Source organism: Kineosporia sp. R_H_3 (genome assembly GCF_002198675.1).
Lineage (GTDB): Bacteria > Actinomycetota > Actinomycetes > Actinomycetales > Kineosporiaceae > R-H-3.
Window position 1 is genome coordinate 1 of sequence record NZ_MWLL01000201.1, and the last position, 15,120, is coordinate 15,120.

The window sequence follows — 15,120 nt, forward strand, 5'->3', positions numbered from 1 at the left end:
GGCCGCTACCGGAGCCGAGCCTTCCAGAACACCGCCCGGCAAGGACCCATTAGTCGTGGAGACGGAACTCCAGGACCGTCTCCCAGCGGCTGGAGTCCGGCTGCGCGACCGGGTCGGTCACGTAGTGCTCCAGCCGGCAGCCCCACACCTCACCACGGTCCCCGAGGTGCATGTCGAAGACGTGCCCGTGTTGCGACGCCCAGTCCCGGAACGCGCCCGTGGCCTCTTCCAGCCTGTCGTAGGGGCCGGTGTGCGTGGCGGTCAGGTAGCGGCCCGCCGGCAGGACCCCGCCGACAGCCCGCCCGTCACCCGGTAGCTCGGCCGCCACCGGGACACCCACCTGGATCGCCAGCTCTCGCTCCATGTCGATGACGTCGTACCGCACGAGGGGGGCCCCGCTGCCCGCGGCGACGATCTGCGGCCTGTCGAGCACCTCCCGGACCAGCTCCTGGATCACCGAGTCGATGGTCTCCATGGTGACGACGGCGTGGATGCCGATGTAGCGGCGTGCCTCCCGCTCCACGACCGTCGGCGTGCTGAGGTTCACCGTCACGGCAGCGTCCTCCCGCTCATGGCCGTCGGCCCGTCCGGCCGAGGCCTTCGAGCCAGGTAGATCCGCGAGCACATGCGGACTCATCGGCCCGCCCTGGTCGGCGGCGCGCTTCCTGGACGACCACCGAGTGTCACGACTCAACCCGGACGGCGATCGTCCGCAATGGCCCCTACGGTGTCGGCCCTGGGCGCCCCGCCGGAGCTGCCCGAACCCGACTGAGGAGTGCACAACCATGGACATCGTGCTGGTCGCCGGTCTCTGGCTCGACGGATCGGCGTGGGACGCCGTCGTTCCTGAGCTCGACCGTCTCGGTCATCGCGCACGGCCGCTGACCCTGCCGGGCCAGGGCGACGGCACGTCGACGGCGACCCTGGACGAGCAGGTGGCCGCTGTCGTCGCCGCGGTCGACGCCTCCGCCGGGCCCCCCGTCGTCGTGGGGCACTCCGCGGCGTGCACGCTCGCATGGCAGGCCGCCGACGCCCGACCCGACGCGGTGGCTGCCGTCGCGCTCATCGGTGGCTTCCCGGCGTCGGACGGCGCGAAGTACGCGGACTCCTTCCCGGAGCGTGACGGCGTCGTGCCCTTCCCCGGGTGGGAGCCGTTCGAAGGGCCGGACGCCGCCGACCTCGATGCGCCGACCCGGCAGAGGATCGCCGCCTCCGCGGTCCCGGTCCCCGCACCCGTCGCCCAGGGCGTCGTCCGCCTCACCGACGCACGGAGGTTCGGCGTCCCCGTCACCGTCGTCTGCCCGGAGTTCAGCCCTGCCGAGGCGCGCGCATGGATCGCCGACGGGCACGGACCCGAGCTGGCCAAGGTGGAGCGTCTGGACCTCGTCGACATCGACTCGGGGCACTGGCCGATGTTCAGCAAGCCCGTCGAGCTCGCCCGGCTCCTCGCCGGTGTCGCCGACGGTGTCTGACGCCTGACCGGTCGATCGGTGGCTGCCGCCGGTCGGCGGCAGCCACCGTCGTGTCAGCGCTCGTGACGACCGAGGGTGGCTGCGAGCGTGGCGACGAAGCGGGTCCGTGCCTCCCTGCGAGGGTTGTGGCCCGTGGGGAGGGCGACGACGTCGCAGCCCCCCGGGCAGACCGAGGCGCAGCGCCGGGCGGCGGTCGCGGAGACGATCCCGCCGCGGGCGGGGTCGCCGCGCACGAGCGTCACCGGGCACCGGACGTCGGCGAGCAGCGCTGCCAGCGGCTCACCCCAGTCCACCGGGACCGCGACGTGCGCGGGGTCGACCTGCCGTTTGGACCTCATCCAGGGGCCGTACTCGTCGTCGGGCCAGTCCGGGGCCTCGGCGACGATCTCTGCGCGCAGCGCGTCGTCGGACATCCCCCGGAGGCGCTCGAGCGCCGCGAGCCGGGCGGCCGACGAGCGCACCCGGCGCATCGTCGTCCGGGCCGGGTCCTCCAGCAGCAGGTGACGGACGACGCCGGGCCTGGCCGCTGCGACCCGGGCGGCGGTGAGCGCCCCCATCGAGTGGCCGAGGAGCACGACCGGGCCGCGCCGGCCGGCGAGCCGGATCGCGGCGTCGACGACGGCGACCCCGCCCCGCGCGTGGTCGGCGACCACGTACTCGGGGGCCGGCGCCCAGCGGGTGCCGCCGTGCGCCGGCGCGTCGGGAGCGAGCACCGGCCAGCGCCGGCCGAGGGCCTCGGCGAGCGGGGCGAAGCACTCCCCGGAGTCCGTCCACCCGTGGAACGCCACGAGGACCGGCCGTCGGACCCCGCGCGGGACCGTCACCCCGGGAAAGGTGTGCACGGAGACCGGACCGTCGGCGGTGCGCACCGTGCGGACGGCGGCCGGCGCCGCCCGACCGCCCTCCGGGTCGTCGTCCATCCTGCCGCCCGCCCCGTCGTCCACCCGGTCATCCAACACCCGGGGTCCGACGATCTCGACCCCTGCGGCACCGGCGTTCGCGTGTGACGGGACCGACATGATCGCGGGATTGCTGTATGCAGAGTTGTATACCAAGATTCGTCCTATGAATTTCCGTGCCCGGCTGGCCCTGCGTCCGTGCGCTCGGCCCCGAGGCGCGAGATCGTGCTGCCAGCAACCGCGAGTTCCCGTCTCGAAGGGCCTGCCATGGACGCCGTGACCTCCGTTCCCGCCCCGGTCAACGAACCGGTCAAGGACTACGCCCCGGGCAGCCCCGAGCGTGCTGCCGTCGAGGCGGCGCTGGCCGACCTCGGCTCGGCCCGGATCGACCTGCCCATGACGATCGGCGGGCGCGAGGTCATGGGCACGGGGCGCCGGTTCGACGTCGTCCAGCCGCACGCCCGGCGCGCGGTCCTCGGCACGCTGCGGCACGCGACGAAGGCCGACGCCGCGGCCGCGGTGGCCGCGGCGAAGGCGGCCGCGCCGGCGTGGCGCGCGATGGCGTACGAGGACCGCGCCGCGATCTTCCTCAAGGCCGCCGAGCTGCTCTCCGGCCCGTGGCGGCAGACGCTGAACGCGGCGACCATGCTGGGCCAGAGCAAGACGGTCTACCAGGCCGAGATCGACGCCGCGTGCGAGCTCATCGACTTCTGGCGCTTCAACGTCGCATTCGGCCGGCGCCTCATCGAGGAGCAGCCGCCCGCGAACTCCAAGGGCATCTGGAACCGGACGGACCACCGCCCGCTCGAGGGCTTCGTCTACGCCGTCACGCCGTTCAACTTCACCGCGATCGGCGCCAACCTCCCGACGGCACCGGCGCTCATGGGCAACGTCGTCGTCTGGAAGCCGTCACCGACGCAGCAGTTCTCCGCGCATTTCACCATGCGGCTGCTCGAGGCCGCCGGCCTGCCGCCCGGGGTCATCAACCTCGTGACCGGTGACGGGATCGCGGTCTCCGAGGTCGTCCTGCGGGACCCGGACCTCGCGGGCATCCACTTCACCGGCTCGACGCCGACGTTCAAGACGCTGTGGCGCACGGTCGGGGAGAACCTCGACGTGTACCGCGGCTACCCGCGGATCGTCGGCGAGACGGGCGGCAAGGACTTCATCGTCGCCCACGCGAGCGCGGACGTGGACGTGCTGCGGACGGCGATGATCCGCGGTGCGTTCGAGTTCCAGGGCCAGAAGTGCTCCGCGGCGTCGCGGGCCTACGTCCCGCGGTCGGTGTGGCGCCGGCTCAAGGACGACCTCGTCTCGGCGACGCAGGCGCTGACCCAGGGCCCGGTGACCGACCTGTCGAACTTCATGGGCGCCGTCATCGACGACCGTGCGTTCGCCAAGCACGCCGCAGCGATCGACCGGGCGCATGCGACCGACGGTCTGAAGGTCCTCGCGGGCGGCACCTACGACGACAGCGAGGGCTGGTTCGTCCGGCCGACCGTCGTCGAGGGCAGCGACCCGACCGACGAGGTGTTCACGACCGAGTACTTCGGGCCGATCCTCGCCGTCCACGTCTTCCCGGACCGGCAGTACGACCGGGTGCTGCGCGAGATGGAGTCGATCGCGCCGTACGCGCTGACGGGCGCCGTCATCGCCCAGGACCGGCAGGCGATCGTCGACGCGCAGGAGGTGCTCCGGTACGCCGCGGGCAACTTCTACGTCAACGACAAGCCGACCGGTGCCGTCGTCGGGCAGCAGCCGTTCGGCGGCGCCCGGGCATCCGGCACGAACGACAAGGCGGGGGCGCTGCAGAACCTCCAGCGGTGGACGTCGACGCGCTCCATCAAGGAGACGTTCGTGCCGCCGACCGACCACAACTACCCGCACCAGGGCTGAGGCGGTCGACACCAGGTGACCCGCCGCAGCACGCCGACAGCGTCGTCGGCGCGGCAGTCGTCCGCCCGCCCGAACGGTGCGGGCGGACGGTCAGCCGCGTGCGAGCCAGGCGCGGCCCTCGCGCTCCTCGACCCGGATGGCGGCCCGGATCGCGGGCTCGACGGACTTCTCGATCTTGCCGCCCACGAGCGGGACGGACGCCTTGAGGTCTCCGTCGATGACCTCGACCGTGCCGGGACCCTCGGCGACGAGGCTCAGCGTCCCGGTCATCCGGACCGGGGCGCCCTTGATCTCGAGCACGAGCGTGCCCTCGCGGTTGCCCCGGTCGTCCGCCGCCTGCCAGTCCTGGATCTCCGAGACGACGAGCGTCTGCCCGACGAACGTCCGGACGAAGTCGGGGACCTGGTCGGTGGGCATCGTGCGGTGCGCGGTGACGACGACCCCGCCGTCGTCGAACTCCTCGATGGTGACGTCGTGCGCGAGCGCGCCGGTCGCGACGCAGCGCTTCGACTGGAAGTCCTCGTCGCAGAGCATCGCGAAGACCGCGTCCGGGGCCGCGTCGTAGCGGATGTCGGCGGTGAGTCGCACGGTCAGTCCCTCCGTCAGGCGCACGTGCGCCGGTCCTGCGGGAAGCGTAGCGACGTGCACCGTCCCTGCCCCGACGACCCGGCGCAGCCGGGGCCGGCCGGGCGACGGGCCGCACGCAGCACTCCAGGTCGGCGGCCGATCCGCCGACAGGGTGAGAGGGACCGATCTCGACCGCCCGCCGGGCGGTATCCCCACGCGGGGGCGTCCCGCAGCGTGGGTATGGTCGACACACGGCGTGCAACGGCGCACGCCGTTCGAGAGGTGCGAAGTGAGGCGCGCGATGGCGCACACCCAGGACGCTGAACGGACGCAGATCCTCGAGCGGGCCACCGAGGCGGGCCTTCGACAGGGGTGCCGGGAGCCCAACCTCTCCCAGCTCCTCGAGCGCTACTACCGCCACGTGTCGATCGAGGACCTCGCCGAGCGCGACCCCGTCGACCTCGCCGGGGCGGCGCTGTCGCAGCGGCAGCTCGCCGCCACCCGGCCCCAGGGCACCGCGAACGTCCGCGTCTTCACGCCGACGGTCGACGAGCACGCCTGGTCGTGCGGGCACACCGTCGTCGAGATCGTCACCGACGACATGCCCTTCCTCGTCGACTCGGTCCAGGCGGAGCTCTCCCGGCAGGACCGGGCGATCCACCTCGTCGTGCACCCGCAGGTCGTCGTCCGCCGGGACATCGCCGGCACCCTGCTCGAGGTGCTCGACCAGGGGCCCGGCGGCTGGGCGTCGTCCGACCACCCGCGGGACAGCCTCGTGGAGTCCTGGATCCACGTCGAGGTGGACCGGGTCACCGACTCCGACCACATCGACGAGATCACGAGCGGGCTGCGCGGCGTCCTCGAGGACGTGCGGGTGTCCGTCGAGGACTGGCCGCGGATGCAGCAGCGCGCCCGGGACACCGCCGACGCGCTCGACGCCGAGCCGCCCGCCGGGCTGCCGGCCGACGAGGTCGAGGAGGCGACCCAGCTCCTGCGCTGGCTCGCCGACGGCCACTTCACCTTCCTCGGGTACCGCGAGTACCGGCTCGACGTCCGGGACGGCCACGACGTGCTCGTCGCCGAGAGCGGCAGCGGTCTGGGCATCCTGCGCTACGACCAGCACGCGGCGTCCTCGAGCTTCGACCGGCTCACCCCGCAGGCCCGGGCCAAGGCCCGGGAGAAGACGCTGCTCGTCCTCACGAAGGCGAACAGCCGGGCGACCGTGCACCGGCCCGCGTACCTCGACTACGTCGGCGTGAAGACCTTCGACGCGGCGGGCGCGGTCGTCGGTGAGCGCCGGTTCCTCGGCCTCTTCGCGTCGTCCGCGTACACCGACAGCGTCCGGCGCATCCCCGTCGTGAGCCGCAAGGTCGCCGGGGTGCTCAGCCGCACCGGCTTCTCGGTCGACAGCCACTCGGGCAAGGACCTGCTGCAGATCCTCGAGACGTACCCGCGCGACGAGCTCTTCGAGATCGGCGCCGACGACCTCACGAACATCGCCGTCGCCGTCATGCACCTGCAGGAGCGCCGCCGGACCCGGCTCTTCATGCGGTACGACGAGTACGGCCGCTTCGTCTCCTGCCTCGTCTTCCTGCCCCGGGACCGCTACACGACCTCGGTGCGGCTGAAGATGGAGGCGATCCTGCGGGACGCGTTCGGCGGCTCGCACGTCGACTACACGACCCGGGTCAGCGAGTCCGTCCTCGCCCGCCTGCACTTCGTCATCCGGGTCGACCCCGGTGTCCCGCTGCCGCAGGTCGACGCCGCCGAGGTCGAGGCCCGGCTCGTCGAGGCCACCCGGTCCTGGGACGAGGACCTCGCGGACGCGCTGCGGCTCGAGGCCGGCGAGGAGGAGGCGGCCCGACTGCTGCGCACCTGGGCCCGCGGCTTCCCCGAGGCCTACAAGGAGGACTTCCCGGCCCGGGTCGGGGTCGCGGACCTGCGCCGGATCGAGGCGCTGCCGGCGCTGGACGACGTCCCCGCCGCCCCGGTCGGCGCCGCCGCCGACGCCACGCTGGGGATGAACCTCTACGAGCCCGTCGGCGCACCCGCGGGGGAGCGCCGGTTCAAGCTCTACCGGCTCGCACCGCTGTCGCTGACCGCCGTGCTGCCCTACCTGAGCAACCTCGGCGTCGAGGTCGTCGACGAGCGGCCGTACGAGATCGTCCGCGGTGACGGCGCGATCGCCTACATCTACGACTTCGGGCTGCGGTACGACGCCACCGCCGGGGTCGCCGCCGAGCAGCCCGAGAAGGCGCGCGAGCTGTTCAGCGAGGCCTTCTCGGCGGCCTGGAGCGGCCGCGCCGAGAGCGACGGCTTCGACCGGCTCGTCATGCTCGCGGGGCTCACGTGGCGCCAGGTCGTCGTCCTGCGCGCCTACGCGAAGTACCTGCGGCAGACCGGGTCGACGTTCAGCCAGGACTACATCGAGCGCTGCCTCGCGGCGAACGTCGGCATCGCCCGGATGCTCGTGCGGCTCTTCGAGGTGCGCTTCGACCCCGACCGCTTCGGCGGGATCCGGACCAACGGCAGCCACGACGTCGAGCGGTTCGACGCGGCCGACGAGCTCGCGACGAAGGTCCGCGAGGCGCTCGACCAGGTGGCGAGCCTCGACCAGGACCGGATCCTCCGCTCGCTCCTCGGCCTCGTGCTCGCGACGCTGCGGACGAACTTCTTCCAGACCACCGGCGGGGAGCCCACGCCGTACGTGTCGTTCAAGCTCGACCCGCAGGCGGTCCCGGACCTGCCGCAGCCGCGGCCGGAGTTCGAGATCTTCGTCTACTCGCCGCGCGTCGAGGGCGTGCACCTGCGCTTCGGCAAGGTCGCCCGCGGGGGCCTGCGCTGGAGCGACCGCCGCGAGGACTTCCGCACCGAGATCCTCGGGCTCGTCAAGGCGCAGATGGTGAAGAACGCCGTCATCGTGCCGACCGGCGCCAAGGGCGGCTTCGTCTGCAAGAACCTGCCGGACCCGGCCGTGGACCGGGAGGCCTGGCTCGCCGAGGGCGTGGCCTGCTACAAGACGTTCGTCCGCGGGCTCCTCGACGTCACGGACAACCTCGTCACCGACCCCTCGGCCGCGCCCGCGCAGTCGACGGACGGCACCGGGGCCGTCGTCGCCCAGGTGGTCTCGCCGCCGCCGCAGGTCGTGCGGCACGACGAGGACGACACCTACCTCGTCGTCGCGGCCGACAAGGGGACGGCGACCTTCTCCGACATCGCCAACGGCGTCGCGAAGGAGTACGGCTTCTGGCTCGGGGACGCCTTCGCGTCCGGCGGGTCCGTCGGCTACGACCACAAGGCGATGGGCATCACGGCCAAGGGCGCGTGGGAGTCGGTCAAGCGGCACTTCCGCGAGCTGGGCCGGGACACCCAGACCGAGGAGGTCACCGTCGTCGGCGTCGGCGACATGAGCGGTGACGTGTTCGGCAACGGGATGCTCCTGTCCCGGCACATCCGGCTCGTCGCGGCGTTCGACCACCGGCACCTGTTCCTCGACCCCGACCCGGACGCCGAGGCGTCGTTCGTCGAGCGGCAGCGGCTCTTCGCCCTCCCGCGCTCGTCATGGGCGGACTACGACACCTCGCTGCTGTCCCCCGGCGGCGGGATCTACCCGCGGACGGCGAAGTCGGTCCCGGTGTCGCCCGAGGTGGCCGCCCGGCTCGGCCTGCCGGTGTCGACCTCGGCGCTCACCCCGGCCGAGCTCATGCGGGCGATCCTCAAGGCTCCCGTCGACCTGCTGTGGAACGGCGGGATCGGCACGTACGTGAAGGCGTCGGCGGAGTCGCACGGCGAGGTCGGCGACAAGGCGAACGACGCGATCCGCGTCGACGGCCGCGACCTGCGGGTGCGGGTCGTCGGTGAGGGCGGCAACCTCGGCCTCACCCAGCTCGGCCGGGTCGAGGCGGCGCTGCACGGCGTCCGGGTCAACACCGACGCCATCGACAACTCGGCGGGCGTCGACTGCTCCGACCACGAGGTGAACATCAAGATCCTCCTCGACCGCGTCGTGGCCGCGGGGGACCTCACGGAGAAGCAGCGCAACACCCTGCTCGCGGAGATGACCGACGACGTCGGCCGGATGGTCCTGCGCGACAACTACGAGCAGAACGTGCTGCTCGGCAACGCGCGCAAGCAGTCGCACTCGATGCTCACGGTGCACCAGCGGTTCATCCGGTCGCTCGAGGCGCGCGGTGCGCTCGACCGGGCGCTGGAGTTCCTGCCGGACGACGCGACGCTCGCCGAGCGGGACGACGACGAGCGCGGGCTCACCTCGCCGGAGTTCGCCGTCCTCGTGGCGTACGCGAAGATCGCCCTCACCGAGGACGTCGTCGCGTCCGGGCTGCCGGACGACCCGTGGTTCGCCCGGACCCTGCGCGACTACTTCCCGCCGGCCCTCGTCGAGCGGTACGCCGACCGGCTCGCCCAGCACCCGCTGCGGCGCGAGCTCATCACGACGTGCCTGGTCAACGAGATGGTCAACCGGGGCGGCATCACGTTCGCCTTCCGGGTCCAGGAGGAGACGGGCGCCAGCCCCGAGCAGGTCGCGCGGGCCTACACGGTGTGCCGGGAGGTGTTCGGGCTGCGCGAGTTCGTGGCCGCCGTCGAGGCGCTCGACAACGTCGTGCCGACGGAGGCGCAGACGGTGCTGTACCTGGAGTTCCGCCGGCTCCTCGACCGCTCGGTCCGCTGGTTCCTCCAGGCCCGGCCCGGCCAGCTCGACATCGGTGCGGAGGTGGCGCGGTTCGCGCCGGTCGTCGCCGAGCTGGGGCCGAAGCTGCAGGACATGATCGTCGGCGCCGAGCACAAGGCGCTCGTCGAGCAGGCCGGTCGGCTGGAGAAGATCGGCGTCCCCGCCGAGCTCGCCCTCTCGGGCGCGTGCCTGCTCAACGTGTTCCAGCTCCTCGACGTCGCGCAGATCGCCGAGCAGGCGCAGCTGCCCGCCGAGGAGGTGGCGCGGGTGTACCTCACGCTGTCCGAGCGGTACGCGGTCGACGCGATGCTCACCCGGATCAGCGGCCTCGAGCGGCAGGACCGCTGGCAGTCGCTCGCCCGGGCCGCGTTGCGGTACGACCTGTACGCGGCCCTGGAGTCGCTGACCCTCGCGGTCCTCGGCTCGACGCCGGCCGGTGCCGAGCCGGTCGCGCGGATCGAGCGCTGGGAGCGGGAGAACGCCGCGGCCGTCGCCCGGGCCACGCAGACGCTCGAGGAGGTGCGCCGGCTCGAGAAGGGCGACCTCGCGTCGCTGTCGGTGGCTCTGCGCACGCTGCGCGGGGTGGTGCGGACGACGGCCTGACGCGCCCCGGCCGGACCGGCCCGGCCGTGCGGTGCCGGCCCGGCTCTCGACCCGGTGCCGGCCCGGTGCCGCCCCGGCGCCGCCCCGACGGCGGACGCGGGACCGGTGGCGCCGCCGTCTACTGTGGAGGTCGTGCCGACCCTGAGCGAGCTCGTCGCCGCGAACACCGACCTCGAGGCGGCCGACGTCGAGTGGCTCCACCTGCTCGTCGGGGACTGGCAGATGATCTCGGACCTGTCGTTCGCCGACCTCGTGCTCTGGGTGCCGGACCGCGACTCGGACGGCTGGGTGGCCGTCGCGCACTGCCGCCCGAGCACCGGGCCGACCGTCTACTACGACGACGTCGTCGGCACCCACGTGCCGCGCGGGCGCCGGGTGCAGGTCGACCGCGCCTGGGACCTGCGCCGGATCTGCCGCGAGCGGGACCCGGAGTGGCACGACGACGTCCCGGTCCGTGAGGAGGCCGTGCCCGTCGTCCGGCGGGACCGGGTCATCGCGGTCGTCGCCCGGCACACGAACCTCGCCGCCGCGCGCACCCCGAGCCGGCTCGAGCTGACGTACCTGCAGTGCGCCGACGACCTGGCCCGGATGATCTCGACGGGGGAGTTCCCGGTCGCGGGCGCCCCGACCGGCTCCCGACGGGGTGCGCCCCGCGTCGGGGACGGTCTCATCCGGCTCGACCGGGACGGCCGGATCAGCTACGCGAGCCCGAACGCGCTGTCCGCCGTCCACCGGCTCGGGTACGTCGGGGACGTCCTCGACCGCTCGCTCGCGGAGATCGTGACCCCGCTGCTCGACCAGAGCGGGCCCGTCGACGAGTCGCTGCCGCTGGTCCTGTCCGGTCGGGCGCCGTGGCGCAGCGAGGTCGAGGCCCGGGGGACGACGCTGTCCCTGCGGGCGATCCCGCTCGCGGCCGCGGCGCACCGGATCGGCGCGCTCGTGCTCCTGCGCGACGTCTCGGAGCTGCGCCGCCGCGAGCGGGAGCTGCTCACGAAGGACGCAACGATCCGCGAGGTGCACCACCGGGTCAAGAACAACCTCCAGACCGTCGCCGCGCTGCTGCGGCTGCAGGCCCGGCGGATCCCGTCCGAGGAGGGGCGTGCCGCGCTCCAGGAGGCGATGCGCCGGGTCGCGACGATCGCGCTCGTCCACGAGACGCTCTCCGAGGGGCTCGGTGAGACGGTCGACTTCGACGACGTCGTCGCCCGGGTCGTCAAGCTCGCCGTCGAGCTCGCCGGGGCGCAGGCCCCGGTGGCCGTGAAGCGGGAGGGCCGGTTCGGCGAGCTGCGTGCCGAGAACGCGACGCCGCTCGCGCTCGTGCTCACCGAGCTCGTGACGAACGCCGTCGAGCACGGGCTCGCCGCCGGCGGCGGGACCGTCACGGTCATCGCCCACCGTGAGGGCCGCAGCCTCCGGGCGGTCGTCAAGGACGACGGTGCGGGGCTGCCCGAGGGGTTCAGCGCCGGCGTCGACGGGCTCGGGACGCAGATCGTCCAGGCGCTCGTCGGCGGTGAGATGCGCGGCCGCATCATCTGGACGACGCCCGCGGAGGGCGGCACCGAGGTGAGCGTCGAGGTGACCGTGCACCGCGTGGACGGCGACGACGACCAGGACGCCGGCCGGAGCACGTCGGACGGCGCGGGCGAGGGTGTGCCGGCGGGGGTCTAGGCGGACCGCGCAGCCCGGTGCCGGTGACCCGGCGCGCACGACCGGTGCCGCTGGTGCCCCTGAGGTCGTCCCGGCGCCGGGTACGACGAAAGCACCGACGGCCGTGGTCTGCCGCCGGTGTTCGTCGTGGGTCTGCGGGCCCGGCCCCGGGGATCACGAGCCGGGGCGGACGCTGCCGCCCCGGCCTACGGGGTCTCGGTCGGTGGTGCGATCGTTCGTCGGTGCAGGTGGGTCGTCGTTCGGGAAGGTCAGCTCGCGCGACGTGCGCGGGCGTTGCGGCGCTTGAGAGCGCGACGCTCGTCCTCCGAGAGACCGCCCCAGACGCCGGCGTCCTGGCCGGAGTCGATTGCCCAGCGCAGGCACGTCTCGACGACGTCGCAACGCCGGCAGACGGCCTTCGCCTCTTCGATCTGCAGCAGGGCAGGACCCGTGTTCCCGATCGGGAAGAACAGCTCAGGGTCCTCGTCAAGGCACGCTGACTTGTGCCGCCAATCCGCCATCAGGTGTTCCACTCCTCCAGCCCCGTGCGGGGGGCCTCGTCGCTTTCGGTGTCTGCGCGATTGCAGTGAGTGCTGGTGTCCCGACGTCCGCAACGGCATCTGTTCGCGCCTGTCGCTTCGGTCGGTGAAAGCGCTTCTTCGCGCCTCCCTGTATCCAACGCCAAGCCTCACATCCTTGTGCCCGCTTTCACAAGGGATACGGGACAACTTTTCGTCACCGTCCGCTGTGAAATCGCTGAGCGCGAGGAACTGTGTTCGTTCATGCACTTGTTGTGATGACTGCTGCTCAGATGCCCTGCGACCGGGGTCTTGGGAGAGGGGCTGAGCCCTGTACGGTGGCCCTGAGACGTGGTGAACGTCTCCTGACGGTGACAGGATGTGACGAATCATGACTCGCGAGCGGACCGGTGACGGTCACGAGACTCACCGTGTCCGTCAGATCGTCGCTGCGATCGTTTGTGCTGAATCCATTGTCGTCATCGGGTACGGATCCGTCCTGGGGATTGAAACACTCGTGGACCGACCCGCCAGTTTTGTCGGCTCCGCATTCCTCGCCCTCCTTGTCGTCCTGCTGGGCGCGGGGGTTGCCTCGGTGTCCCTGGGGCTGTGGCGGGGGCAGCGCTGGTCCCGTTCGCCGGCGCTCGTCTGGCAGGCGCTCCAGGCCTCGGTGGCCGTCCCGGCGCTCGGCCCGCGACCGCAGATCGGGGTACCGCTCCTGGTTGCCGCCGTCCTCGTCGTCGTCGGTGCGTTCACGCCCGGGGTCGTCGAGGAGCCGCCGGACGGCCGGACCCCGCTCGACGGGGACTGACCCCGCGTCGGCGGCCGCCGCGGCGTGCAGGCGCGGTCAGGTCTCGTCGGAGAGGTTCTCCCGCAGCGTCGACAGGCTGCGCGCGAGGAGCCGGGAGACGTGCATCTGCGAGACGCCCACCTCGGCGGCGATCTGGGACTGCGACATCCCGCGGCCGAAGCGCAGCGCGAGGATCGTGCGCTCGCGCGCCGGGAGCCGTTCGAGGAGCGGACGCAGCGTCTCGCGGTTCTCGACGAGCTCCATCCCGGAGTCGACCTCGCCGAGCGTCGGCTGGGTGTCGTCGGGGACGCTCGGCAGCGGGACCGTCGCGTAGGCGGAGCCGGTGTCGATCGCCTCGAGCACGAGGTCGGCGTCGGCGTCGAGGTGGTGGGCGAGCTCGGGGACCGTCGGCGAGCGGCCGAGAGAGTGGGTCAGCGTCTCGCGCGCCTCGGCGACCCGGCGGCTCAGGTCCTGGAGCCGGCGCGGCACCCGCATCGCCCAGCCCCGGTCCCGGAAGTGCCGGCGGATCTCGCCGAGGATCGTCGGGACGGCGAACGCGGTGAACGAGTCGCGGCCCGCGTCGAACCGGTCGACGGCGTTGAGCAGGCCGATCGTGCCGACCTGCACGAGGTCGTCGTACGGCTCGCCGCGGCCGCGGAAGCGCTGGGCGAGGTGGTGGACGAGGGCGAGCTGGCTCTCCACGATCTGCTCGCGGAGCACCGCGTGCGCCGGGTCGTCGGCGTCGATCGTCGACAGCCGCCGCAGCAGAGGGACCACCGCGGCGTCCGCGGGGTGGAGCTGCGGGGACGGCTCGGTCGCCGCGCGTGCCGCGCTGCCGTCCCTCGTCACTACGCCCTCCGACCCCCGGTGTGGCTCAACCGGATCCAGCATCCCTCCTCGGTGGCCCCGGTCTCAACCCGGCCCACGAGTGCTTCGAGGACGGACCAGGCGAAGCTCGACCGGTCGGGGAGGGTCCGGGCCGGGCCGCGGACGTGCACGTCGAGCGCGCCGGGCCGGATCGTGAACTCGGTGTAGAGGTGCGCGTCGGGGTGCGTCGTGTGGCCGAGCAGCAGTGCGCAGGCCTCGTCGACGGCGATGCGCAGGTCCTCGATCTCGTCGAGGGTCAGGTCGAGCCGCGCCGCGAGGCCGGCGCTCGCCGTCCGGATGACCGTGAGGTAGGCAGGGTCTGCGGGCACGCGGAGCTCGACGACATCCGTCACGTTGGTCTTCCCGCTCTCCCCGACGACTGTGATCATGGAATTTACCCCTCGCTGCCCCGTGCGACCTGGTGTGCGCCCTTGGCTGCACATCGGCCGAACGGCCGGGGGTGTTACACAGACCGTACGACCGACCACGTCCCGTGCCTGTAACGGACGGAACTGCTCCGACGCTACCGGCGATCCTGCGCCGGCGACGTTCCAGGTGATCCCGCCGTCCCGGCCGCGGCGGCGGCCTGCCGGGCGAGCGCCCGCAGCGGGTCGCCGGTGAGCCGGTGGACCGTCCAGTCCCCGAGAGGCTCGGCCCCGAGCCGCCGGTAGAAGCCGAGCGCGGGCTCGTTCCAGTCGAGGACGTTCCACTCCAGCCGGGCGTAGCCCCGGCGGTCGCACTCGGCCGCGAGCTCGGCGAGGAGGGCCTGCCCGAGCCCGAGGCCGCGGTACGCGGGGCGGACGAAGAGGTCCTCGAGCCAGATCCCGTGCCGGCCCCGCCAGGTCGAGAAGCTGACGAACCAGACGGCGGTCCCGGCGATCCGGGCCTGCGTGTCCCAGCGGGCGGCATCGGTGCCGTCGGCCGTGCCGGGGCCGGTGCCGCCCTCGGTCGCGTCGTCCTCGGGCAGCACCTCGGCGACGAAGGCGTGCACCCGTGGGTCGGCGCCGAAGAGCGCGGTGCGGAAGGCGTCCTCGTCGGCCTCGACGGCGTCCGGTTCGCGCTCGTACTCGGCGAGCTCGCGGACCAGCCCGAGGATCGCCGGGACGTCCTCGGGACGGGCCACCCGGACCCGGGTCCTCGTCGTCACGTCGACCTCCTGCCGGTGCTGCCG

The 15,120-nt window shown here is 73.0% G+C and carries 12 protein-coding genes; 5 read left to right on the forward strand and 7 right to left on the reverse strand.

From position 1 onward, the window contains the following. Positions 1-49: 49 nt before the first annotated feature. Positions 50-553: a GyrI-like domain-containing protein gene (locus ECOMGDLI_RS24915; protein WP_158221145.1), complete on the reverse strand. Its 504-nt coding sequence runs from the start codon at positions 551-553 to the stop codon at positions 50-52. A gap of 232 nt (positions 554-785) precedes the next feature. Here ECOMGDLI_RS24915 and ECOMGDLI_RS24920 point away from each other — a divergent pair, with 232 nt between their 5' ends. Beyond that, positions 786-1,472: an alpha/beta fold hydrolase gene (locus ECOMGDLI_RS24920; RefSeq protein WP_088319552.1), complete on the forward strand. Its 687-nt coding sequence runs from the start codon at positions 786-788 to the stop codon at positions 1,470-1,472. Between the two features lie 53 nt (positions 1,473-1,525). Here ECOMGDLI_RS24920 and ECOMGDLI_RS24925 read toward each other — a convergent pair whose 3' ends face one another. Further along, positions 1,526-2,416, reverse strand: coding sequence for an alpha/beta fold hydrolase (locus ECOMGDLI_RS24925; protein ID WP_158221146.1), 891 nt, complete (start codon positions 2,414-2,416; stop codon positions 1,526-1,528). Between the two features lie 222 nt (positions 2,417-2,638). Here ECOMGDLI_RS24925 and pruA point away from each other — a divergent pair, with 222 nt between their 5' ends. Next, positions 2,639-4,267 carry an L-glutamate gamma-semialdehyde dehydrogenase gene (gene pruA, locus ECOMGDLI_RS24930; protein ID WP_088319554.1) on the forward strand — a complete coding sequence of 543 codons (1,629 nt, stop codon included), beginning with the start codon at positions 2,639-2,641 and terminating at the stop codon, positions 4,265-4,267. Between the two features lie 90 nt (positions 4,268-4,357). Here pruA and ECOMGDLI_RS24935 read toward each other — a convergent pair whose 3' ends face one another. Next, a complete protein-coding gene (locus ECOMGDLI_RS24935) occupies positions 4,358-4,855 on the reverse strand; it encodes a DUF2505 domain-containing protein (RefSeq protein ID WP_143447916.1) in 498 nt (165 codons plus the stop codon). A gap of 280 nt (positions 4,856-5,135) precedes the next feature. Between ECOMGDLI_RS24935 and ECOMGDLI_RS24940 the strand changes: the two genes are divergently transcribed. Beyond that, complete coding sequence (locus tag ECOMGDLI_RS24940) at positions 5,136-10,127, forward strand: NAD-glutamate dehydrogenase (protein ID WP_088319556.1); 4,992 nt, start codon at positions 5,136-5,138, stop codon at positions 10,125-10,127. A gap of 132 nt (positions 10,128-10,259) precedes the next feature. Next, positions 10,260-11,795 carry a histidine kinase N-terminal domain-containing protein gene (locus ECOMGDLI_RS24945; protein WP_088319588.1) on the forward strand — a complete coding sequence of 512 codons (1,536 nt, stop codon included), beginning with the start codon at positions 10,260-10,262 and terminating at the stop codon, positions 11,793-11,795. Positions 11,796-12,043: 248 nt separating this feature from the next. On the opposite strand, the gene ECOMGDLI_RS24950 is transcribed toward ECOMGDLI_RS24945, so the two are convergent. Next, complete coding sequence (locus tag ECOMGDLI_RS24950) at positions 12,044-12,295, reverse strand: WhiB family transcriptional regulator (protein ID WP_088288970.1); 252 nt, start codon at positions 12,293-12,295, stop codon at positions 12,044-12,046. A gap of 514 nt (positions 12,296-12,809) precedes the next feature. Between ECOMGDLI_RS24950 and ECOMGDLI_RS24955 the strand changes: the two genes are divergently transcribed. Beyond that, positions 12,810-13,103 carry a hypothetical protein gene (locus ECOMGDLI_RS24955; RefSeq protein ID WP_143447917.1) on the forward strand — a complete coding sequence of 98 codons (294 nt, stop codon included), beginning with the start codon at positions 12,810-12,812 and terminating at the stop codon, positions 13,101-13,103. A gap of 36 nt (positions 13,104-13,139) precedes the next feature. On the opposite strand, the gene ECOMGDLI_RS24960 is transcribed toward ECOMGDLI_RS24955, so the two are convergent. From ECOMGDLI_RS24960 to ECOMGDLI_RS24970, 3 genes are all read right to left on the reverse strand, one after another. Then, positions 13,140-13,931 (reverse strand): SigB/SigF/SigG family RNA polymerase sigma factor, encoded by a 792-nt coding sequence (locus tag ECOMGDLI_RS24960; RefSeq protein ID WP_158221147.1) that lies wholly within the window; start codon positions 13,929-13,931, stop codon positions 13,140-13,142. Continuing rightward, the gene (locus ECOMGDLI_RS24965) at positions 13,931-14,338 is read right to left on the reverse strand and encodes an ATP-binding protein (protein WP_088319559.1); all 408 of its coding nucleotides are present in this window, start codon (positions 14,336-14,338) and stop codon (positions 13,931-13,933) included. The genes ECOMGDLI_RS24960 and ECOMGDLI_RS24965 overlap by 1 nt, the downstream gene beginning before the upstream one ends. A gap of 134 nt (positions 14,339-14,472) precedes the next feature. Then, positions 14,473-15,096 (reverse strand): GNAT family N-acetyltransferase, encoded by a 624-nt coding sequence (locus ECOMGDLI_RS24970; RefSeq protein WP_088319589.1) that lies wholly within the window; start codon positions 15,094-15,096, stop codon positions 14,473-14,475. Between the last annotated feature and the right edge of the window lie 24 nt (positions 15,097-15,120).